22 protein-coding genes are annotated in these 23,405 nt (G+C 40.7%); 13 read left to right on the top strand and 9 right to left on the bottom strand.

Annotated elements, in window-relative coordinates; all coding sequences use genetic code 11:
• The first annotated feature begins 3 nt into the window (after nt 1–3).
• The 10 genes from ED622_RS10035 to ED622_RS09990 all read left to right on the top strand — a co-directional run bounded on the left by ED622_RS10035 (nt 4) and on the right by ED622_RS09990 (nt 10,652).
• Nucleotides 4–1,467 (top strand): SPOR domain-containing protein, encoded by a 1,464-nt coding sequence (locus tag ED622_RS10035; RefSeq protein ID WP_122033743.1) that lies wholly within the window; start codon nt 4–6, stop codon nt 1,465–1,467.
• Nucleotides 1,468–1,550: 83 nt separating this feature from the next.
• Nucleotides 1,551–2,381, top strand: coding sequence for an adenine-specific DNA-methyltransferase (dam, locus tag ED622_RS10030; protein ID WP_122033742.1), 831 nt, complete (start codon nt 1,551–1,553; stop codon nt 2,379–2,381).
• 149 nt (nt 2,382–2,530) lie between these two features.
• Nucleotides 2,531–3,208: a ribulose-phosphate 3-epimerase gene (rpe, locus tag ED622_RS10025; RefSeq protein ID WP_065594201.1), complete on the top strand. Its 678-nt coding sequence runs from the start codon at nt 2,531–2,533 to the stop codon at nt 3,206–3,208.
• Nucleotides 3,209–3,213: 5 nt separating this feature from the next.
• Nucleotides 3,214–3,897 (top strand): phosphoglycolate phosphatase, encoded by a 684-nt coding sequence (locus tag ED622_RS10020; protein ID WP_122033741.1) that lies wholly within the window; start codon nt 3,214–3,216, stop codon nt 3,895–3,897.
• Between the two features lie 106 nt (nt 3,898–4,003).
• Complete coding sequence (trpS, locus tag ED622_RS10015) at nt 4,004–5,020, top strand: tryptophan--tRNA ligase (protein ID WP_060992628.1); 1,017 nt, start codon at nt 4,004–4,006, stop codon at nt 5,018–5,020.
• Between the two features lie 85 nt (nt 5,021–5,105).
• A complete protein-coding gene (locus ED622_RS10010; RefSeq protein ID WP_122033740.1) occupies nt 5,106–5,684 on the top strand; it encodes an aminodeoxychorismate/anthranilate synthase component II in 579 nt (192 codons plus the stop codon).
• A gap of 308 nt (nt 5,685–5,992) precedes the next feature.
• Entirely contained in the window at nt 5,993–7,207 is a 1,215-nt protein-coding gene (locus ED622_RS10005; RefSeq protein ID WP_122033739.1) for an aspartate aminotransferase family protein, read from the top strand.
• A gap of 151 nt (nt 7,208–7,358) precedes the next feature.
• Nucleotides 7,359–8,375 (top strand): arginine N-succinyltransferase, encoded by a 1,017-nt coding sequence (gene astA / locus ED622_RS10000; RefSeq protein WP_122033738.1) that lies wholly within the window; start codon nt 7,359–7,361, stop codon nt 8,373–8,375.
• A 12-nt stretch (nt 8,376–8,387) separates the two neighbouring features.
• Nucleotides 8,388–9,845: a succinylglutamate-semialdehyde dehydrogenase gene (gene astD / locus ED622_RS09995; RefSeq protein WP_122033737.1), complete on the top strand. Its 1,458-nt coding sequence runs from the start codon at nt 8,388–8,390 to the stop codon at nt 9,843–9,845.
• A gap of 12 nt (nt 9,846–9,857) precedes the next feature.
• Nucleotides 9,858–10,652 (top strand): DUF1338 domain-containing protein, encoded by a 795-nt coding sequence (locus tag ED622_RS09990; protein WP_122033736.1) that lies wholly within the window; start codon nt 9,858–9,860, stop codon nt 10,650–10,652.
• A gap of 70 nt (nt 10,653–10,722) precedes the next feature.
• Here the strand turns inward: ED622_RS09990 and crp are convergent, their stop codons facing one another.
• Nucleotides 10,723–11,355, bottom strand: coding sequence for a cAMP-activated global transcriptional regulator CRP (gene crp / locus ED622_RS09985; RefSeq protein ID WP_005421074.1), 633 nt, complete (start codon nt 11,353–11,355; stop codon nt 10,723–10,725).
• A 245-nt stretch (nt 11,356–11,600) separates the two neighbouring features.
• Between crp and ED622_RS09980 the strand changes: the two genes are divergently transcribed.
• Nucleotides 11,601–12,002 (top strand): OsmC family protein, encoded by a 402-nt coding sequence (locus ED622_RS09980; RefSeq protein WP_122033735.1) that lies wholly within the window; start codon nt 11,601–11,603, stop codon nt 12,000–12,002.
• A gap of 86 nt (nt 12,003–12,088) precedes the next feature.
• Here the strand turns inward: ED622_RS09980 and hslU are convergent, their stop codons facing one another.
• From hslU to priA, 5 genes are all read right to left on the bottom strand, one after another.
• On the bottom strand, nt 12,089–13,423 hold the full coding sequence (gene hslU, locus ED622_RS09975) for an HslU--HslV peptidase ATPase subunit (protein WP_122033734.1): 1,335 nt from the start codon (nt 13,421–13,423) through the stop codon (nt 12,089–12,091).
• A gap of 22 nt (nt 13,424–13,445) precedes the next feature.
• Nucleotides 13,446–13,970 (bottom strand): ATP-dependent protease subunit HslV, encoded by a 525-nt coding sequence (gene hslV, locus ED622_RS09970; protein WP_122033733.1) that lies wholly within the window; start codon nt 13,968–13,970, stop codon nt 13,446–13,448.
• A 190-nt stretch (nt 13,971–14,160) separates the two neighbouring features.
• Nucleotides 14,161–14,736, bottom strand: coding sequence for an SPOR domain-containing protein (locus ED622_RS09965; RefSeq protein WP_122033732.1), 576 nt, complete (start codon nt 14,734–14,736; stop codon nt 14,161–14,163).
• A gap of 174 nt (nt 14,737–14,910) precedes the next feature.
• Nucleotides 14,911–15,918 (bottom strand): DNA-binding transcriptional regulator CytR, encoded by a 1,008-nt coding sequence (gene cytR, locus ED622_RS09960; RefSeq protein WP_122033731.1) that lies wholly within the window; start codon nt 15,916–15,918, stop codon nt 14,911–14,913.
• A gap of 193 nt (nt 15,919–16,111) precedes the next feature.
• Nucleotides 16,112–18,313 carry a primosomal protein N' gene (priA, locus tag ED622_RS09955; protein WP_162922500.1) on the bottom strand — a complete coding sequence of 734 codons (2,202 nt, stop codon included), beginning with the start codon at nt 18,311–18,313 and terminating at the stop codon, nt 16,112–16,114.
• A 238-nt stretch (nt 18,314–18,551) separates the two neighbouring features.
• Between priA and rpmE the strand changes: the two genes are divergently transcribed.
• Both rpmE and ED622_RS09945 read left to right on the top strand, forming a co-directional pair.
• On the top strand, nt 18,552–18,770 hold the full coding sequence (gene rpmE / locus ED622_RS09950; RefSeq protein ID WP_122033730.1) for a 50S ribosomal protein L31: 219 nt from the start codon (nt 18,552–18,554) through the stop codon (nt 18,768–18,770).
• Between the two features lie 198 nt (nt 18,771–18,968).
• A complete protein-coding gene (locus ED622_RS09945; RefSeq protein ID WP_122033729.1) occupies nt 18,969–20,216 on the top strand; it encodes a malic enzyme-like NAD(P)-binding protein in 1,248 nt (415 codons plus the stop codon).
• A gap of 108 nt (nt 20,217–20,324) precedes the next feature.
• Here ED622_RS09945 and ED622_RS09940 read toward each other — a convergent pair whose 3' ends face one another.
• From ED622_RS09940 to metJ, 3 genes are all read right to left on the bottom strand, one after another.
• Entirely contained in the window at nt 20,325–21,143 is an 819-nt protein-coding gene (locus ED622_RS09940; protein ID WP_122033728.1) for a MalM family protein, read from the bottom strand.
• Between the two features lie 81 nt (nt 21,144–21,224).
• On the bottom strand, nt 21,225–22,541 hold the full coding sequence (gene lamB / locus ED622_RS09935; RefSeq protein ID WP_122033852.1) for a maltoporin LamB: 1,317 nt from the start codon (nt 22,539–22,541) through the stop codon (nt 21,225–21,227).
• Nucleotides 22,542–22,924: 383 nt separating this feature from the next.
• Nucleotides 22,925–23,245: a met regulon transcriptional regulator MetJ gene (gene metJ / locus ED622_RS09930; protein ID WP_005421050.1), complete on the bottom strand. Its 321-nt coding sequence runs from the start codon at nt 23,243–23,245 to the stop codon at nt 22,925–22,927.
• Nucleotides 23,246–23,405: the final 160 nt, after the last annotated feature.

Raw genomic sequence — 23,405 nt, 5'->3', positions numbered from 1 at the left:
AATATGAGTATTGGTCATGATTTAACTGTGTTGGAATTAGAAAGCCAAATTGATGTGTTATCACGCATTCAATTTGTGTCTCGTTTTGGTTCTAATTTAGTACATATTGAAGGAGTCAAAGGCTCTGGAAAGTCATGGCTTGCTCAGCGCTATCTTGAAAAGTGGAGTGATGATGCCAATCAAGCTCTGCTTATGTGCCACAAAAATCAATCGATTCAACAGCAGCGTGGGATCATCTTAAAACAAGTGGTCCGAGACCCACTTTTTAATGAGTTTGATACTGTTGTCGACAGTATTGGTCGTATGTTAGCTGGCGAAACGTGTAACTTATTGTTGGTTATTGATGACGCACATTTACTTTCTACTGAATTACTCAGTGAACTTTGGCTTTTAGTGCAAAAAGCACAATCAACGCCAAATTGGCAAATCAACGTTCTGCTCTTTTCAGAGGCTGGGAAATTAATACCAGCATTATCAAGAATGTCTTATGGGCAAGATAATAAACCTATCGATATTGATATTGAATTATTGAGCGCTGAAGAAGCCGCAACGTTTACTGAAATGTTGGTGGTTCGCTTTAAAGCAAATGGCGAAGAGAAGCGTCGTATCCGTAATTTGGTAGATAAAAGTAATCCTCTTCCTGCAGAGTTAATTGCATTAGGTGAAAAGAAAAAAGAACGCCGAGTTATTATTCGCCCAGTGACAAGTTCTCCTATTGGTATCTTAGGCGTGGCAGGGGTTCTATTATTGGCAGCTGCGGGTGGCTATTGGTGGTTAAATCAAGCAACCACAGTACCTATATCTTCTGTGGTAGATACGGTACTAGAAAACGATACAAAACTAGCGGCTGGATTAGATAATCAAATTAGCGGTGCGATTAATAGTACCGAATTAAAAAGTGTGAACTTACCAGAAGATGATACTCATACTATTCCTCCCGAAGTGATCGATACACCTATCATTGCTGAGACGACTGTTGAAGAGGGTAAGCGTGTTGTTGTTCCTTCAGAGTTGGTCGACTCTTTAGTTGGTGATTCAGAAGATGCATTAGAGCAAGAAGATGCGACGGTGAAAGATGAGCCTCGCGCCGTGACTGTTGAAACAGTAAAAGAAGAGTCAATAACTGAGCCTGAAGTTAAACAGGAAGCTAGTTCAAACATCACATTTAGTTTGGCGAATAGCGAGTTAAAAGGTATTTCTCAAAAACGTTATATCTTACAGCTAGCAGCGTTAACTAATGAAGAAGCAGTACAAGAGTTTCTACTTGAGCACCAGATTGAAAAATCAGCTCGAATCTATCAAGCATTGCGGAATGGTTCTATTTGGTACATCGTTACTTTTGGTGATTATGCTTCAATCTCAGCAGCGCGTGGTGCAGTGCAAACATTACCAAGTTCAGTACAAAGCTTAGGGCCTTGGGCGAAATCTTTAGTGCAGGTGCATCGAGAGATTGATTCTGTAAAATAAGCGCTAAGATAAACAGACCATAGTGAAAAAATAGGGTACAATCCCCCGCTTTCTGGATCAAGGTAATAGGGCGTAAAAGACGTATGAAAAAGCATCGTGCATTTCTCAAGTGGGCTGGCGGTAAATATAGCCTGGTAGAAGAAATTCAACGCCATCTTCCCGATGCTAGAAAACTGATCGAACCTTTTGTCGGTGCGGGCTCAGTTTTTTTGAATACTGACTATGATCAATACCTTCTTGCCGATATCAATCCTGATTTGATTAATCTTTATAATCACCTTAAAGATGACCCAGAACGTTTTGTTGAAGACGCTCGTGCGTTATTCCAACCAGAATACAATCAAAAAGAAGTGTATCTCGATCTACGTATTGAATTTAATCAATGTACAGATACTTATCGTCGATCGTTACTTTTCCTATACATGAATCGTCATGGTTTTAATGGTTTATGCCGTTATAACAAAAAAGGCGGTTTTAATGTGCCTTTTGGTTCGTATAAGAAGCCGTATTTCCCTGAGAAAGAGATGTACTTTTTTGCTGAAAAAGCTAAGAAAGCAACGTTTGTTTGTGAGGGATACGTAGAAACATTTAAGCGTGCTCGTAAAGGCTGCGTGATTTATTGTGATCCTCCTTATGCACCACTATCAACAACCGCGAATTTTACCTCTTATGCCGGTAACGGTTTTTCATTAGATGATCAGGCTGCATTGGCTGATATCGCTGAAAAAGCAGCATTTGAGCGTGATATCCCCGTTCTGATTTCTAACCACGATACAACACTCACACGACGTTTGTACCATGGTGCAACCTTGAATACGATTAAGGTGAAACGCACTATTAGTCGAAATGGTGGTAGCAGAAATAAAGTAGATGAGCTAATGGCTCTGTTTTATGCGCCTAAATGTACTGAGTAAATAGAACATTCCCCTTCAAAATTCCGTTCAAAAGGTTAACAGAGCCTAAGACAGGTTTGTAATTATCAGGTAGAATTGCGCCGTCGATTTAATCGATTGCGCTATATCGTTATAGCGGTACTTAAATAATGATTAACCTGAGGCTCAACATGAAAGATTTTTTGATCGCACCATCTATTCTCTCTGCTGATTTTGCTCGTCTTGGTGAAGACGTTGAAAAAGTATTAGCGTCAGGTGCCGATGTCGTTCACTTCGACGTAATGGATAACCACTATGTACCAAACCTAACGTTTGGCGCGCCAATCTGTAAAGCACTGCGTGATTACGGCATTACTGCTCCTATCGATGTTCATTTAATGGTTAAGCCAGTCGATAGCATTGTTCCTGAGTTCGCTAAAGCAGGCGCAACAATGATCACTTTCCATGTAGAAGCATCAGAACATGTTGATCGCACTCTTCAATTAATTAAAGAAAACGGCTGTCAGGCTGGTGTGGTATTAAACCCAGCAACACCATTATCTTGCCTTGATTACATTATGGATAAAGTAGATATGATCTTACTTATGTCTGTAAACCCAGGTTTTGGTGGTCAATCATTCATTCCTCATACTCTAGATAAACTGCGTGCAGTTCGTAAACTTATCGATGAATCAGGCCGTAATATTCGTCTTGAAATTGATGGTGGTGTGAAGGTTGATAACATCCGTGAAATCGCTGAAGCGGGTGCAGACATGTTCGTTGCAGGCTCTGCTATTTTCAATCAACCAAACTACAAAGAAGTGATTGATGAAATGCGCGCTGAATTAGCAAAAGTGAAAGGTAACTAAGAATCATGTTTGAAAACATCAAACTGATCGCTTTTGATTTAGATGGAACGCTGCTTGATAGTGTTCCAGATTTAGCTCGCGCAGTTGACCTTGCTATGCAAGATGTAGGTTACCCAAGAGTAACACTAGAACAAGCGTCTCATTGGATTGGTAACGGTGCTGATGTTCTTGTTTCTCGTGCACTAAGCCAAAGTGTTACCGTTCAAGAAGGGCTAGACCCTGAATTGATTAAGCAAGCTCGTGCTCGTTTAGATCATCACTACCATGATGGTGGACATGAGTTAAGTCACTTGTATCCAAAGGTAAAAGAGACACTAGAAGCACTTCATCAGCAAGGATACACCTTAGCTTTAGTGACTAATAAACCTGCGCAATTTGTTCCAGAATTGCTTGAGCAACATCAATTGGCTCACCTTTTTGTTGATGTTATTGGTGGCGATACCTTCGTTGAGAAAAAACCAAACCCATTTGCACTAAATTGGTTACTCGATAAGCATCAATTAAGCGCTTCTGAGATGTTGATGGTGGGTGATTCAAGAAATGATATTCAAGCGGCACAAGCGGCGGGTTGTTATAGCTTTGGCCTGACTTATGGCTATAACCATGGCGAGCCAATAGCAGACAGTAAGCCAGATGTAGTAAGTGATGAATTTAATCATTTATTAGCCGTGATGAGTGTGGCAAGATAGTATTCATTGATAAGTACAAATAAAGACTATCAATACAATAGAATAACCATTAAATGATCCCATCGTGGATCATTTAATTTTTACAGTTAAACAAGGAATCATAACCATGAGCAAGCCCATCGTATTAAGTGGTGTTCAACCATCAGGTGAACTAAGTATCGGTAACTACTTGGGTGCTCTACGTCAATGGCAACAGATGCAAGACGATTATGATTGTCAGTATTGTGTAGTAGACCTTCATGCAATTACGGTTCGCCAAGATCCTAAAGCACTGCATGAAGCAACACTCGATGCACTGGCAATTTGTCTAGCGGTTGGTGTTGATCCAAAGAAGAGCACGCTATTTGTTCAGTCGCACGTACCAGAGCATGCTCAACTTGGTTGGCTTCTTAACTGTTACACTCAAATGGGTGAATTGAATCGTATGACTCAATTCAAAGATAAATCAAAACGTTATGCAAATGACATTAACGTAGGTTTGTTTGATTACCCAGTATTAATGGCGGCAGATATTCTACTTTATGGCGCACATCAAGTGCCTGTAGGTAGTGATCAAAAGCAACATTTAGAATTAGCGCGTGATATTGCCAACCGTTTTAACAATATCTATAGCCCTGAAGCGCCATTATTTACCGTGCCAGAACCGTACATTCCACAAGTGAATGCGCGTGTAATGAGCCTGCAAGATGCGACGAAGAAAATGTCTAAATCAGATGATAACCGTAAGAACGTTATTACGCTGCTAGAAGATCCTAAGTCGATTCTTAAGAAGATTAATAAAGCACAAACAGATGCAGAAATGCCACCGCGTATTGCTCATGATTGGGAAAATAAAGCGGGTATTTCAAACCTTATGGGTCTGTACTCTGCGGCATCAGGTAAAACATTTGAAGAGATCGAAGCTCAATACCAAGGTGTTGAAATGTACGGTCCATTCAAGAAAGACGTTGGTGAAGCAATTGTGACTATGCTTGAGCCGATTCAATCTGAATACAAGCGTATTCGTGAAGATCGTGCCTACATGGATTCTGTAATGAAAGCGGGTGCAGAGAAAGCCTCTGAGCGTGCAGCAGTTACATTGAAAAAAGCGTTTGAAGCGGTTGGTTTTGTTACTCGCCCATAGTCTGTCGCTCTGATAAAATAGATTGCTCGTAGGGTTTCCTTACGGGCAATTTTTATTTCTTATTTATCTTCCTAAGTAGTTTTTTATGCTGTTAATGATCGACAATTATGATTCGTTTACCTATAACTTATATCAGTATTTCTGTGAGTTAGGTGCAGAGGTAAAAGTGGTTCGTAATGATGAAATTGACATTGCAGGCATTGAAGTACTTAACCCATCTCACTTAGTTATCTCTCCCGGCCCTTGTACTCCTAACGAGGCTGGCATTTCTTTGCAAGCCATTGAATATTTCGCAGGAAAATTACCAATCCTTGGCGTGTGTTTAGGTCATCAAGCCATTGCTCAAGTATTTGGTGGTGATGTGGTACGTGCTAAAAAAGTGATGCATGGAAAAACCTCCCCAATTATTCATACCAATCAAAGTGTATTCCAAGGGTTGAATAATCCTCTTACTGTTACTCGTTATCACTCTCTTGTTGTTAAAGCTGAGACCTTACCTAGTTGCTTTGAAGTCACTGCATGGACGGAAAATGAAGTGGGTGATATGGATGAAATTATGGGTTTTTGCCATAAAACATTACCGATAGAAGCGGTACAATTTCACCCTGAATCGATAATGACAGAGCAAGGTCACGATATTCTTGCTAATTTTTTTAATAAATAATTAATATCTTCTCAATTCCCTAGAGCGATCTAGCTCACCCTTCTTACTTTTTCTTTTGTCTCTGTTGTGCATTTTTTATCTGATGATTTATGCATAAGAGCAATGCCTTCTATTCTTATAAATTCGTTTACTTATCTAGTCGCCTACTATAGCTTTGAATTATAACTATTCTAATAAACTGACTCTTCAGTCATTTGTCGATATAAAATGGAACTTTTTTAGTTCAAAAAAAGAATTTTGTGCTATTGAAAAGGTTAATGGTTTGTAAATACTATGCTGAAAAACGGCATACGCAGAAGGAAAGTGTGATGACGACCAATTCAAACGTCGAACGTAACGATTTTAATGATGTAATGGTACCTTGTTATAACCCAATGGAAATTATTCCAGTTAAAGGGGAAGGGGCTCGTATATGGGATCAAGCAGGAAAAGAGTACATTGATTTTGCTGGTGGTATTGCCGTGAGTTGCTTAGGGCATTGTCATCCTATCATGGTTAATGCCTTGCAAGAGCAGTCACAAAAGCTGTGGCATCTTAGTAATGTAATGACCAATGAACCTGCTATTCGTTTAGCGAAAAAATTAACTGAAGTGTCATTTGCAGAAAAAGTATTTTTTGCGAATTCTGGTGCAGAAGCGAACGAAGCAGCATTGAAATTAGCTCGACGCTGGGCAGTTGATGTTCATGGTGCAGAGAAAAGTGAAATCATCGCATTTAAACAAGGCTTTCACGGTCGAACTTTCTTTACAGTAACGGTTGGTGGTCAAGCAGCTTATTCTGATGGTTTTGGACCTAAACCAGGTGATATTTCTCACCTTGAATACAATAATCTTGCAGAACTAGAAGCGCACATGTCAGAAAAGACTTGTGCAATTATGATGGAACCATTGCAAGGTGAAGGTGGACTGATCTCACCTACATCAGAATTTGTAGAAGGTGTAAGAGCCCTGTGTGATAAATACAACGCGCTGCTTATTTTTGATGAAGTACAAACCGGTAATGGTCGTACTGGTGACTTTTATGCTTATCAAGGTCTAGGTGTTACCCCTGATATTTTAAGTACAGCAAAATCGTTAGGTGGTGGTTTCCCTATTGGTGCCATGTTAACAACGACAGAGTTGGCTCAACATTTAAAAGTGGGTACTCACGGTTCAACCTATGGTGGTAACCCATTAGCGTGTGCAGTGGCTGAAGCTGTGATTGAAGAAGTATCCAAACCAGAAACATTGGCTGGCGTAAAAGAGCGTGAGCAATGGTTCCGCGATGGATTAGAAGCGTTAAATGTAAAATACGATATGTTCGCAGAGATCCGTGGCAAAGGTTTACTACTTGGCGCAGCATTAAATGAAGCATGGCAAGGTCGTGCTCGTGATGTCCTTGTTGCCGCAGGAGAACAAGGCCTAATGGTACTTGTGGCTGGCGTGAATGTAGTTCGTTTTACACCATCATTAGTGATCACAAAAGAAGACGTTGAGCTTGGTTTTACTCGTTTAGATAAGGCACTTGCGTCATTAAATAAATAGATTCATATAGGGATTTGGGCAACTCCGGAGTTTGGGTTGCCCTCTTTTTATTTAGATTTAAAACCTAGGTGTTCATTCCAATAGATAGCCTTGAAGTTTTATCTATTGGACTTAGCACAGTCTATGAAACATCGCATCGGAGGGAATATTGATGCTTGTTATTCGTCCTATCACTCAGGAAGATTATCCTGCACTTCATCAGTGTGCCGTAGAATCTGGCCACGGCTTTACCTCACTACCTGTCAATGAAGAGCAATTACGAAATCGAATTGATCACTCTATTGGGAGCTTTGAAAAAGAAGTTCAATCCCCTGGCACGGAAGGTTACCTCATGGTTGGGGAAGATTCGGTCACCGGTGAGGTTACGGGAACGACAGGGGTAGAAGCCGCAGTTGGTTTGGATTCACCTTTCTATAATTATCACATCAGTAAAGTGGTTCATTTCTCACGTAAACTCAATGTTAATAATGTCGTGAAAGTACTGACTTTTGGCAGTAATTATACTGGTAGCACAGAGATCTGTACGCTTTTCTTACGTCCCGAATTTCGTGAAGGCCTTAATGGCCGCTTAATGTCTAAAGCGCGTTTTTTAATGATGGCAGAGCACCCGCACCGTTTCTCAGACACCATTTTTGCTGAAATGCGTGGTGTCTCAGATGAGGAGGGACAATCTCCTTTTTGGAAATGGCTACAAAAGCACTTTTTTTCGATCGATTTTACCGAAGCTGATTACCTAACGGGGATTGGTTATAAAGGTTTTATTGCGGATCTTATGCCTAAATTACCGATTTATGTCAGCTTATTAAGTAAAGAAGCGCAAGCGGTGATTGGTAAGGTACATGACAATACTAAACCGGCTCTAAGACTATTAGAAAATGAAGGTTTCCGCTGTCGAGGTTATGTCGATATTTTTGATGCAGGGCCGACGGTTGAATGTGATTTGCGCAGCATTGAATCAGTGCGAAATTCATTTAAAGCTAAAGTGATCATCACTGAGCATAACAGCTCGCAGCAGTATTTAATTGCAAATACATCGTTTGAGAATTTCAGAGCAACAGCAACCACCGCCGCTTATGATAAAGCGACCGATACCGTTCATTTAACACAAGAAGCGGCAACGGCATTGCAAGTAGAAGTGGATGATTACGTACGTTTATTAGCTCAATAGAGGACAAAGGATATGACACATTGGATTGCAGGGGATTGGGTTTCAGGTAATGGTGAAACAATACAATCAGTAAGCCCGTACAACAGTGAAGTGGTGTGGGAAGGGAACAGCGCAACCAAAGAACAGGTTGAGTCAGCCGTTGGTGCGGCACGCCATGCCTTTATTGAGTGGAAAAAACAGCCTTTTGAAGCGCGCCAAGTGATCATTGAGCGTTTTGCTGAGTTAGTAAAAGAAAATGCAGATCAAATAGCAGAAGTGATTGCTAAAGAAACCGGTAAACCATTCTGGGAAACCAAAACGGAAGCCGGTGCGATGGTTGGTAAGATCGCCATTTCTATTCGTGCTTATCATGAAAGAACGCCCTATAAAGAGCGAGAAGCCGCAGGAAATAAAATTGTACTTAGACATCGCCCTTTAGGTGTTATGGCTGTCTTTGGGCCGTACAACTTCCCTGGGCACCTTCCTAATGGTCATATTGTTCCAGCACTGCTTGCCGGTAACACAGTCGTGTTAAAACCTTCAGAGCAGACGCCATGGACCAGTGAAGTGATCATGAAATTATGGCAACAAGCAGGCTTGCCAAATGGTGTTATTAACCTAGTACAAGGTGCTCGTGCAACAGGTGAAGCGTTAGCGGGCGCTAAAGGTATTGATGGCCTGTTATTTACCGGTAGTGCGAATACTGGACATATCCTGCATCGTCAATTCTCAGGAGACACAGGAAAAATGCTGGCTCTAGAAATGGGCGGCAATAATCCGATGGTTATTTCAAAAGATTTTGGTGATCAAGAAGCGGCAGTTTATACCATTATTCAATCGGCATTCATTAGTGCGGGTCAACGTTGTACATGTGCTCGTCGCTTATATGTTCCTATTGGAAAAGCAGGCGATGAATTGTTAGTTCGCCTTGTTGAAGTGGCAAAAAGTATCGTTGTTGACCAACCGTTTGCTGATAACGCTCCGTTTATGGGCTCGCAAATATCAGTAGCAGCGGCAGAATTTATTCTAAACGCCCAGAAGAGTTTACAAGACTTGGGTGGCGAGTCTTTACTCGAAGCCAAAAGCTTAGGTCATGCCTTCGTTTCACCCGGTATTATTGACGCGACTAAAGTTGCTGAATTACCAGATGAAGAATACTTTGGACCATTACTGCAAGTGGTGCGTTACGAGACATTAGAAGAAGCCGTAGAGCTTGCTAATGACACCCGTTATGGTTTATCAGCAGGCCTTGTTTCAACGGATGACAGTGAGTGGGAATATTTTGTAGAGCATATTCGTGCAGGTATTGTAAATCGTAACCGTCAATTGACTGGAGCAAGTGGTGACGCGCCATTTGGTGGTCCGGGTGCATCAGGAAACATGAAACCAAGTGCTTATTACGCTGCGGATTATTGTGCATACCCAATGGCATCAATGGAAGGCGATGCGTGTGAAATTCCAGCTCAACTCTCTCCGGGTTTAACTCTATAAGAGGCGATAAACATGAATAATGTAAACTCTTTATTTTCGTCATTGTGGCAAGATTATATTGCGCGCTTATCCCCATCTGCTGGGAAGGTCCATCAATTACTATCTAATAACGATGAACTGATTAACGATCATATTGCGCTACGTACGTTTAATTTACCTAAAGTTGGACTACAGACTCTTGCTGCACCATTTTTAGCAATAGGCTATAAAGCGTGTGAGACTTATGACTTTGAAGCTAAAAAACTGAAAGCGCAGCATTTTGAGCACCCAGATCCTAATGCGCCACTCGTTTTTATTAGTGAATTATTAGTAGAAGAGCTATCACCTGAAATACAGGACATTATTCATGGCTTGGTTGAACAAGTACCAGCCCACTATTTTGCCACCAGTGATTTTCTTTCTTCCGGTAGGCCTTGGACATTAAGTTTCGAAGACTATCAAGTATTAGCGAAGGAAAGTGAGTACGCTTCTTGGTTAGCGGCTCATGGTTATGGCGCTAATCACTTTACGGTTTACGTTAATCAGCTTGAAGCGTTTGCTGAAGTGGTTGATGTGAACAAACACTTACGTGATGCAGGTTTTGCAATGAACGAAGTGGGTGGTGAAGTGAAAGGCTCTCCTGAGGTTTACTTAGAACAGTCATCAACAATGGCGGATAAAGTCAAAGTGAATTTTACTGAGGGTGAGTTTGAAATTCCTGGTGGATTTTATGAGTTTGCTAAGCGTTATTCGCTACCTAATGGCAAGATATATACAGGATTTGTCGCTGCATCTGCTGATAAGATTTTTGAAAGCACAGACAGTTAATTCTAAAATTTAGGCATAAAAAAACGCAGCTCAAGGGCTGCGTTTTTATTTGTTTAAGGTAAGCGTTAAATTAACGAGTACCGTAAACTACAATTGTTTTACCGTGTGCAGAAATCAAGTTTTGCTCTTCAAGCATCTTCAAGATACGGCCAACAGTTTCACGTGAACAACCTACAATTTGACCGATCTCTTGACGAGTGATCTTAATTTGCATGCCATCTGGGTGAGTCATTGCATCTGGTTGTTTAGCTAGATTCAATAGAGTCTGAGCGATACGGCCTGTAACGTCTAGGAATGCTAAATCACCTACTTTTTGGCTAGTGATTTGTAGACGAGTTGCCATTTGAGCAGAAAGACGCATCAGAATATCTGGGTTTACTTGGATAAGTTGACGGAATTTCTTAAATGAAATCTCAGCAACTTCACAAGGACTTTTTGCACGAACCCATGCTGAACGTTCTTGACCTTCTTCAAACAAGCCAAGCTCACCAATGAAGTCACCTTGGTTAAGGTAAGAAAGGATCATTTCCTTTCCTTCTTCATCTTTAATTAGTACAGCAACAGAACCTTTTACGATGTAGTAAAGAGTCTCAGCTTTTTCACCAGCGTGGATCAAAGTACTTTTTGAAGGATACTTATGAATGTGACAATGAGATAAGAACCACTCTAATGTTGGATCTGTCTGAGGTTTACCTAGAACCATACTTTATACTTCCTCTGCGTTTGCCAAGTAGGCGATGTCCATTTTAAAATAACTGAGCCAAATATCAGTTTGGCCTATACAATATGGTTATCGGAACAAGGCTGCATGTTCGTTGAGATAATTGATAAAATCATACCCTGTTTCGCCGTTGATTTCTTGACTTTGATCGTATGAAATGTGCGACCAAGGGCACAATTTCGTGAAATGGATCACGAGTTTTCCTTTTATATAGTAAAGAGGCTTTTATGAACGCTGAAGTTAAATGGATTGATGGATTTACTTTCTTAGGTCAATCTCAATCTGGTCACTCTGTTGTAATGGATGGTAATGGTGGAGAAAAGGCACCAAGCCCAATGGAATTAGTGCTAATGGCTGCGGGTGGCTGCAGTTCAGTTGATGTTGTTGATGGTTTGAAATCAGCAGATCAAGCAGTCACAGCTTGCATCGCAAAAGTATCAAGTGAGCGCAGAGCAACGGCACCAAAAATATTTACTCATGTAAATATTCACTTCGAAGTATCAGGTCATGATCTTGATAAGGCAGTTGTTGAGAAGGTGACTGCGGATTCATTACAAAAATATTGTTCTGTGTGTCTAATGCTGGGGGAAGGCATTGAAATGACACATTCTTGGGAGATTTTAGCTTAATCGCTATTTTTGATTAAATGACAATCAAGAAAAAGCCTTACTCATTTTATAGAGTAAGGCTTTATTTTTGGTGTGATAATTATTTATTACAGGATAAAGCGGCTTAAATCTTCATCTGCAACTAATTTACCTAAACGCAAAGTGACATAATCTGCATCAACCACAAGGCTTTCACCGTCTTTTTCTGATGCGTCATAAGAGATCTCTTCCATCAGACGCTCCATCACGGTATGCAGACGACGAGCACCAATATTTTCTGTGCTTTCGTTCACTTGGAATGCAGATTCAGCAATACGGCTAATCCCATCTTCAGTAAACTCAACATTCACATTCTCTGTCGCCAATAAAGCAATGTATTGCTCTGTTAACGATGCATTTGGCTCTGTTAGAATACGTTTAAAGTCATTAGCTGTAAGTGCTTCAAGCTCAACTCGGATCGGTAAACGACCTTGTAGTTCTGGGATTAAATCAGATGGTTTTGCCATTTGGAAAGCACCCGATGTGATAAATAGCATGTGGTCTGTTTTTACCATGCCGTGTTTAGTACTTACTGTGCTGCCTTCAACTAACGGAAGTAAATCACGTTGTACACCTTCACGGGAAACATCACCAGACTGAGAGTTTGAGCCTTTACAGATCTTATCAATTTCATCGATAAAGACAATGCCATGGTTTTCAACATTGAAGATGGCTTGTTCTTTTAGCTCTTCAGGATTAACCAGCTTCACACCTTCTTCTTCAGTCAGTGCTTTAAGCGCATCTTTAATCTTCATTTTGCGCTTTTTAGTGGTGTCGCCGCCAGAAAGATTCTGGAACATGCCTTGAAGTTGGTTTGTCATCTCTTCCATACCAGGAGGAGCCATGATCTCTACGCCAACTTGAGGGGCTGCAACATCAACTTCAATTTCTTTGTCGTCTAGTTTGCCTTCACGTAATTTCTTACGGAAAGATTGGCGAGTGCCAGAGTTATTATCACCTTCTTCATTTTTACCCCATGCATCGCGTGCTGGTGGTAATAAAATATCAAGGATGCGATCTTCTGCTTGCTCTTCAGCGCGGAATTTTACTTTTTCTACCGCTTGTTGATGGGTCATTTTCATTGCCACATCAGTTAAGTCACGAATGATGCTATCAACTTCTTTGCCAACATAGCCCACTTCGGTGAACTTAGTCGCTTCAACTTTAATGAATGGCGCGTTTGCTAATTTAGCTAAACGGCGGGCAATTTCAGTTTTACCAACACCTGTTGGACCTATCATCAAAATATTTTTAGGCGTTACTTCAGAGCGAAGCTCAGGGTTAAGTTGCATACGACGCCAGCGGTTACGCAATGCGATTGCCACTGAACGTTTTGCTTTATCTTGACCAATAATATGGCTATCTAATTCGTGTACAATTTCACGAGGAGTCATCTCAGACATGGGTATTCCTTATTATTTGTCGTTAAACGTTCAGTTCTTCAACGGTATGATTATGGTTAGTGTAGACGTCAATATCGCCAGCAATAGTCAGTGCTTTTGTGGCAATTTCACGAGCATCTAAATCGGTGTTTTCTAGTAATGCCGTCGCTGCAGAGCGAGCAAAGTAACCACCAGAACCAATGGTTAATAGATCATTATCAGCATTGATTAAATCACCTGTACCACTGATGATTAAAGAGGTCGTTTTATCAGCAACGATTAACATTGCTTCAAGACGACGTAGAGTACGGTCACTGCGCCACTCTTTTGCTAACTCAACCGCAGCTTTAGTTAGGTTGCCTTGGTGCATTTCTAATTTACGTTCACACAGGTCGAACAGAATAAAGGCATCGGCAGTGCTGCCTGCAAAGCCAACAAGTACTGAATCATTGTATAGGCGACGTACTTTTTTAACGTTACCTTTGGCGATCATATCACCTTGAGATGCTTGGCCATCGCCAGCAACCACGACTTTGCCTTCACGGCGTACAGAAACAATTGTAGTCACGAGTAAAACCTCTTATTCGATAATGTCATTAATTAAAGCATGGCACCATCTTCATGATTATTACTACTGTAATGGGGGGAAGGGGAAGGGTTTTCAAGTTGAATGGATAGAAAAAAGGAGCACTCAATGCGCTCCTTTTTAAATGTGTGATGCTATTGGCGATTTTAATCGCTGTTCTTATGCTACGTGATTATTGATCTTTCCAAATTGCACAAGGCTCAATTTTAGCGCGTTGTAATTTATGGCGATCTTTTTCTGCATCACGTTTAAATTTGTATGGGCCAAGAACGACACGATACCAACTGCTTCCTGATTTTTTTCGTACCGTTGAGCTTAAGCCCTGAAAAGCGATATCCATTTTACGTTCTTCAGCTTGCGAGCTCGATTTATAGGCACCACATTGCATAATGTAAGGGATCTCTGAGACTTTCAGATCTTTTTGTACGACTTCAATTTCTTTATTTGGCAGTTCATCCATATAGCTCCATTGCTCTTCTGGCATTGGAGGGATATCTTCACTATCGGTTTTCTTTTTCGTTTTTACTGGAGCGACTTCCGTTACCGTTGTTTTTTTCTCTGGTGTTGGAGCGTCGTTTAAAAAGTAAAGTGCATAGCCAAAAACAGCAACTAAGAGGCCTGCAACAGCCACGGCTTTCCATGGCGTTGAACCTGTCGATACAGGTTGCTTAGCGCCTTTTTTCTTGGTTGTTTTTTTTGTCGCTTTCTTAGGAGAGCGTCCACGTTTTACGTAATCTTTATTAGCCACAGTTCTTTACTTTACTAGATTTTAAAGAGAGTAGTTCATGGTAATCAGTTGTATGAACTCATACCAGTACTTGTGTAAAAAAGTACGCAAAAAGTCACTATTTAGACAAATAGATTACTTTAAAGAACCATTTCTAATGAATTATTCTCATTATCTATCGTTTTAATCTTAAGTTTAACGATTTTTTGGTGGTGCGGTACTCTCTCTGACAACTAAAGATGATTCTAATAATCGTGAGCCTGAACGAACATCATTGCCTTTTAATAGCTCTAGTAGCATGAGCATGGATTGACGACCAATTTCATAGCGAGGCTGCGAAATAGTGGTTAATGGCGGATCGCAGTATTGTGAGAATTCAATATCATCAAAACCCATAATTGAAATATCTTGTGGAACACGAAAGCCCATCTGTTTTGCTTTTTGAATTGCGCCAATAGCCATGATGTCATTGTGACAAAAAACAGCCGTTGGTGGTGAAGAGAGAGAGAGTAGTTGAGTTATTGCTGCAGCGCCTGCTTCAAAAGTAAAGTTACCATAATGAATATAGGCATTATTCATTGCGATACCTGCGCGGCGTAAGGCTTGTTGGTAACCTTGATGTCTAAACTGACATAACGAAGAGCTTTCAGGGCCTGATAATTCAGCCACTCGTTTGTGACCTAATTTGGTTAGGTAGTTTACGGCTTCAAATGCGGCAGTGAGGTTATCGATATGTACGGTTGGAAGTTCGAGTTCTGGTGCATATTCACATGCCATTACAAGAGGAGGTAAGTTCTTTTGTTCTTGACGACTGGCATTAAAAGGAAGATCGGAACCTAGCAATACCATTCCATCCACTTGCTTAGTGTAAACAAGATTTACAAAAGACTGCTCACGTTTTTGTTGTTGGCTGCTGTCGCCAACTAAAATGACATAACCATTCTCTACTGCGGCGTCTTCAATACCTCGTAAGATGTCACTGAAGTAAGGGTCACAAATATCAGGAACAATAGTCACAATTGTTTTTGATTCATTACGGCGCAACGTACGTGTTAATGTCGTTGGAGAATATCCCGTTTCTGAAATGGCATCATCAACGCGCTTACGGGTCGATAGTGAAACCTTCTCTGGAGTCATTAACGCTCGTGATACGGTAGCTGTTGATACACCTGCCGATAAAGCAACATCCTTCATTGTCGCCATAATATTCCTCTCCCAACTAAAATTAAATCTAAAGTAAACGATTGCCTAATTATTTTAAGAGATATTTTATGTGCAAAATAAAGATTTAAATACGGGTGATTTAACAAAAGTTACATCTATATTGTGACTTGACTCACATGAAGGCCGATTGTTTTCTTTTTGTGCAAAAACAATCGCCATGTAATTCCTTAAATTAACTAAGGTCTTGTGGCTCTATATCTAGCGTCCAGCGAATTTTTTTTGCGAGAGGAAGCAATTCAATCGCTGTTTTTGCACCACGTAACATGGATTGCATAACGGTTCTATTCGGAGCTTGAAAAAGCAGTTGCCAACGGTATTTTCCAGCGCGTCGTGCTAAAGGTGCTGGAATGGGACCGAGTACAGGAGTTGCATCATGAAACTGTGGGTGACTTTCTAAAATATCACGCACTTGGCGTAGAAACTGCTCTACATTTTCATTGTTATTTGATTCCGCTCTAAACAGAGACAAGTGGGTGTAAGGTGGCAATTGTGCAAATTTACGCTCTTGTAAAGCATACTCAGCAAAGTGCCCATAGCCTTGATGTAATAAGCTCTGTAATAGGGAGTGTTCAGGGTGGTGGGTCTGTAAAATCACTTCCCCCGGCTTACTCGCACGTCCTGCACGTCCTGCCACTTGAATAAATAACTGAGCTAGGCGCTCTGGTGCGCGAAAATCACTACTAAATAGCGAGCTATCGACATCAATTAGCCCTACCAAAGTAACATTGGGAAAATGGTGGCCTTTAGCTAACATTTGAGTACCAATCAGAATTTGATATTCATTATTTTTGATCGCTTCTAAATAATTCTCTAGGCTGCCTTTTCGACGAGTACTGTCTCTATCAATGCGTACCGTCTTGTACTCAGGAAATAAGTTCATTAACTGAGTTTCAAGTTGCTCTGTGCCGACACCAACTGAGATTAACTGAGTTGAGCCACATCCACCGCATTGATGCATAATTGGCTGTTGTGAGCCGCAATGGTGACAACGGATCTCGCTACTGTGCTGGTGGAAGGTGTAGAAAGCATCGCAACGTTTACATTCTGCCATCCAACCACATTCGTGGCACATTAAGGCAGGAGAGAAGCCTCGACGGTTTAAAAACAGCATGACCTGATTGCCTTCAGATAAGTGTTTTCTCATTTGAGCGATCAAGGGTGCAGATAATCCACTATTTAAATACAGGCCTTTTACGTCTAATACTCCATGACGAGCTGGAATTGCCGTACCAGCACGTTTCGTTAGCGTTAAGTGATGATATTTTCCAATTTTAGCGTTGTGTAACGTCTCTAGCGCAGGCGTTGCTGAACCTAAAATAATAGGGATGTTATCTAAATTGGCACGCATTACGGCTAAGTCACGAGCGTGATATCTCATACTGTCTTGTTGCTTATAAGAAGCATCGTGCTCTTCATCCACAATGATAATACCAAGATCATTAAATGGAGTGAAAAGGGCTGAGCGAGTGCCTATGATAATGCCAGCGTGATTGTCTCGTGCTGCCAACCATGAATTTAAGCGTTCAGTGTCATTTAGACCTGAGTGAATTACATCGACAGGAACATTGAAGCGACGTTTAAAGCGATTAATCGTTTGTGGGGTTAAGCCAATTTCAGGAACCAAAACCAGAGCTTGGCGACCTGCTTTTAGAATGGGCTCTAATAATTGCAAATAAACTTCGGTTTTTCCTGAACCTGTTACGCCATCTAATAAGTAACAGCCGAATTCAGGACTTGCATTGACGGTTGCAATCGCAATGGCTTGTTCTTCATTGAGTTGTGGTTTCTCTTGGGTAACTTCAACATTGCGCTGCCAATAACTCGGTTTTGGAGCAAGAGAGATCTCTTCTATCCAACCTTTATCTGCTACCGCTTTTAACGTGGCAGGGGTAATTTCTTCCTCAAGCATTTGTTCATGGCTGCATTGTTGATGGCGCACTAAATTGAGAGCTTTAGCTTGCTTAGGGGCACGAGTCAGTTTATTGAGATCTTGGTTTTTGCCTAGCTCAGTGACTTGCCATGCTTTTAATGCGGAAAAACTGGCTTCTCGGCCTTTACGTAACCATGCAGGCATTGCGTTAGCTAAGGTCTCCCCTAAAGGATATTGATAATAGGTACTGCTCCAATTAAGTAGCTTATAAAGATGAGGAGGCCACAATGAACTGTTATCAAGTACCGCATCAATGCCTTTTAATTTTTCACGAGAAAATTCAGATTCATTACTGAGCTTCACAACGATGCCAATCAAACGTTGACGACCAAAAGGCACCTTTACACGACCGCCAATGGCAGGTGTTTGACCCGGTTTGATTAAATAATCAAAGGTGCGGTCAAGAGGAACAGGCAGTGCAATGTGGGCGATTGAATACGGCATGGCTAACATCAGTAAGGAATAAGATAGGGAATAGTCTACTCTTAGATAAGAATATCGCAACGGAGTAAAATAATCGGTGAAAAAAGTAACAGATTAGTTGATTGATCGCTCAGGATTCATTATTATACGCGACCTTAAGTAGGTGTAATCTGTTTACGCTTACTATTTTTGTTAAACTACGTGTGGTGTTCGGCTTAGATTCGGATGGCGACACGGCCTAAACTATAAGGTTTTCCCCATGAAAGTAGGTATCCACCCAGAATACAAAGCTGTTCAAGCTACTTGTTCTTGCGGCAACGAATTTGAATTCAAATCTGCGCTAGGCAAAGACACAATCCACCTAGACGTATGTGGCGAATGTCACCCGTTCTACACTGGTAAGCAACGTATCGTAGATACTGGCGGCCGTGTTGATCGTTTCAACAAACGTTTCGGTGCAATTGGTTCTAAGAAATAATTACCAATTTCCGATAAAAGAGGAGTCCTATAGGGCTCCTTTTTTTATGCCTGTAAAACAGAGTTTCTCCATTTAATCCCTTATTCTTGTTGGTACGATGTGTATGCCAAGACTATGAAGTTTGAACTAGATCAACTATTATATAATTCACTGTTTTGAAACAATCCTCTTATAATTATTAGCATTCAGGAAAACATCATGTCTGACGACTTTCGCGAACAAGCTCTCCATTATCACGCTTATCCAACTCCGGGTAAAATTGAAATAGCACTGACGAAGCCTGCAAATACTGCAGAAGACCTAGCTTTGGCCTATAGCCCAGGCGTTGCTGAACCAGTACGTGAAATCGCAAAGAATCCAGATGATGTTTATAAGTACACATCAAAAGGCAACATGGTTGCAGTTATCTCAAACGGCACTGCTATTCTTGGTTTAGGTAACTTAGGTCCTTTGGCTTCAAAGCCTGTTATGGAAGGTAAATCATTACTTTTCAAACGCTTTGCTGGTTTGGATTCTATTGATATCGAAGTAAAACACCGCACTATCGATGAGTTTGTTGATACGGTTGCGAACATCGCAGATACTTTTGGTGGTATCAACCTAGAAGATATCAAAGCACCTGATTGTTTTGAGATTGAACGTCGCCTGATTGAGCGTTGTGATGTACCTGTATTCCATGATGATCAACATGGCACCGCGATTGTAACAGCGGCGGGCATGCTGAATGCGATTGAGCTACAAGGTAAAAAATTAGAAGATGCGATCATCGTTTGTCTTGGTGCTGGCGCTGCTGCAGTTGCGTGTATGGAGCAATTGATCAAGTGTGGTGCAATGCGTGAGAAGATCTACATGTTGGATCGTAAAGGCGTAATTCACACTCGTCGTGATGATATTAATGAATACAAACAACGTTTTGCTAATAACACGGATAAGCGCACGCTTGAAGATGTTATTGAAGGTGCAGATTTATTCTTAGGGGTATCAGGTCCAAACCTATTACCACCTGAAGCGTTAAAGTTAATGGCTGACAAGCCCGTTGTATTTGCATGTTCAAACCCTGATCCAGAAATTAAACCTGAACTTGCTCATGAGGTTCGTGATGATTTAATCATGGGTACGGGTCGTTCAGATTATCCAAACCAAGTAAACAATGTGCTTTGTTTCCCATTCATTTTCCGTGGCGCACTAGATGTTCGTGCAAGCGTGATTAACGATGAGATGAAGTTAGCTGCAGTTGAAGCGATTCGTCAGTTAACAAAAGAACCAGTACCTGCTGAAGTATTAAAAGCCGCAGGGGTTGATGCACTAGAGTTTGGTAAAGGTTACATCATTCCTAAACCAATGGATCCTCGTCTACTTCCTCGCGTTGCTAAAGCAGTAGCACAAGCAGCCGTTGATTCAGGCGTAGCACGTATTGAAATGCCAGAGAACTACATGGAAGCGTAAGTCGCTTTTGTCTTTCTTGTAAGCATAAAAAAGGCTTCCTACATCGTTTGATGAGGAAGCCTTTTTGTTGGGGGTTCGTTAGATATATCTAATAGAACTATTGTTTGGTTATTTACTATTAATGGCGTTTACGAATATTTCTTCTGCACCATCAATATGTAATGCTTTAGCCTCTTCTAATAGACTGAGTGCTTTTGGTATATTGTCTTCTGAAACAGCCTTCTGGATATTATGAGAATAATATTGCACCGTCTCTTCATTAACTTTTAGTGATTCTTTTGGTGTATTATTTTCTTTTGAATTTGAACCAAAAAACGAATGTGAAGTATATGGTTTGATATCAATGACTAACTCGCCAGTTAACGCATGTGGCATTGGGATATCTTTGGCTTCAGGGAAGTAATTCCCTCTTGCTTCTGCATCTAAGCGAGCAGGATGAATAACTTCTGTCTGTTTTTGTAATTCGACTTGAGTTGTGTAAATGATCAGGTTCGCTGCTGAAATTGTATTTGATGGAAAAAATGAGAACTCTGCAACTAATCGATTTCCTTTGGAAAGGCGAGGCTTTACATAATTAAAATCGGACGCTGGAATTGTTTGTATGATTTTTTGGTTTTCATCATAGATAGCGGCAACCGGTGAAAATACACTGTCCTTTATTTTACTGGTTAGCTCTATACTTAATGGACCTTGGTTAATAGGTAGGGCAATATTGATTACAGGGCTTTGAATATTATCACTGTTTATTTTTTGAGTGGCATTTGAAATGATAATATTAGTTGAACTTGATAGTGGTAATGATTGAGTATCTAGTTGTTCGATACTTGAAACAGTACCAACAGAAGGCGTTGATAAATTAAGTGTCTGAGTATTTTGACAACCAGTAAGAAATAAGCCACAAAGTAAGGCAATGCTATTGAGTTTCATTATGACTCCAAAAGGTGGTTAATAAGAATAACCAATATCAAAATATCGGTTATTCTGTATTTTATTATGTACGTTTAGGTATTACCACCACGCTTCAAACTGAACACCGACACTAAATTCTGAATCAGCGTCTCCAGGTACAGTATCACCGAAGTGGTTATCTTCTAAGTCCATAAAGTATGAACCATAAACACGGATTTCAGGACGTGCCCAGAAACTAGAGCCAGCAGACCAAGCTTGCGCTAATGTTAACTTAGATGCAGATGCTTTGTTGTCGTCTTTTTCTTCTGTGTAGTAACCAACTTCAGCAATGGTTTTCATGATGTTGTTCCACTTATAAGCAGGACGAACAACAACGTTAGCTAGAGTATGATCGAACTTGTTTAAACCTGCATAACCTTGTGATGCTTGGTCCCAAGAATTTTCACCAATATCAGAGGCGCTTGCAAACATTACTTGATGACCCACTTCCCAATTATCGCCTAGGCCAACTACACCCCAGTTAAGAACACGGAAACCAGTACCGTCATTGTTTACACCTGAACGGTCAAAGTTATTGCCGCCACCTAAACCTGGCATTTGTGCAGCGTAAGAGCTAGTACCATATTGGAAAACCGTTTGGTTAAAGCCAGAATCTAAACCTTGTTGTAAAATGGCAGTCAATAACACGCCATCATCAGCGACGACTGTTTGGCCATCTTTTGCATTAGCAAAGTTATAAGCCCCCGCTAGTTCAAGAGATGCATTTTCCCATAGGTTAATGCCAGCATAGCGAACATCTAACGTATAAGCATCAACATCATCTGAAGCATAACCAGTTTGCTCCCAAGTTGGATCTAGTGTTGGATCGACTTTATTTTCAACCCAACCATATTTTGCTGAACCATCTTGCTTACCTGCGTCCATGATGATTGCTGTAGACAACTTTCCGCCACCTAGAGATAAGTTTTCGATACCAGCACCAGCACCGCTTGAAGTGTTTAGGTAGTAGAAATCAGTAATATGAACATCACGACGTTGGTAGTAGCGTTTACCTGTCCAAACTACCGCATCTTTGTCGTTTTTGATAAGACCCTTAGCTTGAATATTAATAACACGAAGGGCTGAATCACTCGCTTCCCAATCATTGTTACCATCAACTGCATGGGCGATTAATGAATCTAGGTAAAAACTTACGCCGTCTTCATTGTATAACTCTTGCCCTAAACCAACTTCAAAGAAAGTATCGTTTTCATTACCTAAACGACCAACCTTACTTTTCTCATAACCTATATTCTCGCCTGAGTCTCCACTCAGACCGACACCAGAACGAACATATCCGCTAAAATCAACAGCAGAAGCGGTTGGAGCAAGCAGGGCGGCTGAGATTGTTGCAGCAAGCAAAGTGTATTTGTTCATTTTCATCTTAAATCCCTTTTCCTTTAACAGGATATTTTTATTTAAGAATGTTTACTTAACCAAGGCAGTGTAGGGCGGTTTCATAAGCATTCAATTCAGTTGACGAGAAATAGATTAAAAATAAATCATAATGTTGAACTCATCCTTACTTTATAAAGAGTAGGGCGTAGAGCTAGGGAGGAGAAAATTTGGGTACAGGTCATCTATTGACGATAATCACATTTGGTAGGAGTGATTGAGTATATTTATGAGATGAGGTTCACGTAGGAAGATATTTTGAAATTGGAATTAATGTGAAAATGGAGAGGATAAAGAAAATAGGGAATGATCAGAAATGTGAGCTAACCAACAGTAGACCCTGTTGGTTAGAAAAAGTTCAATATTTACTCTTCATCAAATGCTTCGAACTCAATACCCATTGCAGTCATTAAGGCCTTTGCTTCTGCTGGAATATCATCTGGGCGATCTTTACGTAAGTCTTCATCTGTTGGTAAAGGTTGGCCAGTGTAAGCATGAAGGAATGCTTCACATAATAATTCGCTGTTCGTTGCGTGACGTAGGTTACTTACTTGGCGACGCGTACGTTCATCAGTAAGGATTTGTAGTACCTTTGTTGGAATAGAAACAGTAATTTTTTTTACTTGTTCGCTTTTCTTACCGTGTTCGGCATAAGGACTTAAATAGTCACCATTCCAATCAGCCATTGTTCACCTTCGTTCTGGATTATTGTTGTTTAAAATACGATAGGCTAATTCTAGCGATATTTACGGCTATAAGCAAAGATATATAGACGTCTAGAAGTATTGACGTCTCATTTTGTGATGGTAAAGTAGAAGAATATAACTTATGGATTAGATTATATCA

The sequence above is a fragment of the Aliivibrio sp. EL58 genome, assembly GCF_900312675.1.
Taxonomy (GTDB): Bacteria; Pseudomonadota; Gammaproteobacteria; order Enterobacterales; family Vibrionaceae; genus Aliivibrio.
Note: the sequence above shows the minus strand (reverse complement) of the source record. Positions and strands in the feature narration are given on the sequence as shown.

What these genes read in the sequence shown, in the direction of transcription:
- rpmE (WP_122033730.1), top strand. Translation starts at nt 18,552, where the DNA reads ATGAAAGTAGGTATCCACCCAGAATACAAAGCTGTTCAAGCTACTTGT.
- ED622_RS10010 (WP_122033740.1), top strand. Translation starts at nt 5,106, where the DNA reads ATGCTGTTAATGATCGACAATTATGATTCGTTTACCTATAACTTATAT.
- lamB (WP_122033852.1), bottom strand. Translation starts at nt 22,541, where the DNA reads ATGAACAAATACACTTTGCTTGCTGCAACAATCTCAGCCGCCCTGCTT.
- dam (WP_122033742.1), top strand. Translation starts at nt 1,551, where the DNA reads ATGAAAAAGCATCGTGCATTTCTCAAGTGGGCTGGCGGTAAATATAGC.
- metJ (WP_005421050.1), bottom strand. Translation starts at nt 23,245, where the DNA reads ATGGCTGATTGGAATGGTGACTATTTAAGTCCTTATGCCGAACACGGT.
- ED622_RS10005 (WP_122033739.1), top strand. Translation starts at nt 5,993, where the DNA reads ATGACGACCAATTCAAACGTCGAACGTAACGATTTTAATGATGTAATG.
- priA (WP_162922500.1), bottom strand. Translation starts at nt 18,313, where the DNA reads ATGCCGTATTCAATCGCCCACATTGCACTGCCTGTTCCTCTTGACCGC.
- ED622_RS10035 (WP_122033743.1), top strand. Translation starts at nt 4, where the DNA reads ATGAGTATTGGTCATGATTTAACTGTGTTGGAATTAGAAAGCCAAATT.
- ED622_RS09940 (WP_122033728.1), bottom strand. Translation starts at nt 21,143, where the DNA reads ATGAAACTCAATAGCATTGCCTTACTTTGTGGCTTATTTCTTACTGGT.
- hslU (WP_122033734.1), bottom strand. Translation starts at nt 13,423, where the DNA reads ATGTCTGAGATGACTCCTCGTGAAATTGTACACGAATTAGATAGCCAT.
- astA (WP_122033738.1), top strand. Translation starts at nt 7,359, where the DNA reads ATGCTTGTTATTCGTCCTATCACTCAGGAAGATTATCCTGCACTTCAT.
- ED622_RS09945 (WP_122033729.1), top strand. Translation starts at nt 18,969, where the DNA reads ATGTCTGACGACTTTCGCGAACAAGCTCTCCATTATCACGCTTATCCA.
- ED622_RS09980 (WP_122033735.1), top strand. Translation starts at nt 11,601, where the DNA reads ATGAACGCTGAAGTTAAATGGATTGATGGATTTACTTTCTTAGGTCAA.
- ED622_RS10020 (WP_122033741.1), top strand. Translation starts at nt 3,214, where the DNA reads ATGTTTGAAAACATCAAACTGATCGCTTTTGATTTAGATGGAACGCTG.
- astD (WP_122033737.1), top strand. Translation starts at nt 8,388, where the DNA reads ATGACACATTGGATTGCAGGGGATTGGGTTTCAGGTAATGGTGAAACA.
- crp (WP_005421074.1), bottom strand. Translation starts at nt 11,355, where the DNA reads ATGGTTCTAGGTAAACCTCAGACAGATCCAACATTAGAGTGGTTCTTA.
- rpe (WP_065594201.1), top strand. Translation starts at nt 2,531, where the DNA reads ATGAAAGATTTTTTGATCGCACCATCTATTCTCTCTGCTGATTTTGCT.
- trpS (WP_060992628.1), top strand. Translation starts at nt 4,004, where the DNA reads ATGAGCAAGCCCATCGTATTAAGTGGTGTTCAACCATCAGGTGAACTA.
- cytR (WP_122033731.1), bottom strand. Translation starts at nt 15,918, where the DNA reads ATGGCGACAATGAAGGATGTTGCTTTATCGGCAGGTGTATCAACAGCT.
- ED622_RS09990 (WP_122033736.1), top strand. Translation starts at nt 9,858, where the DNA reads ATGAATAATGTAAACTCTTTATTTTCGTCATTGTGGCAAGATTATATT.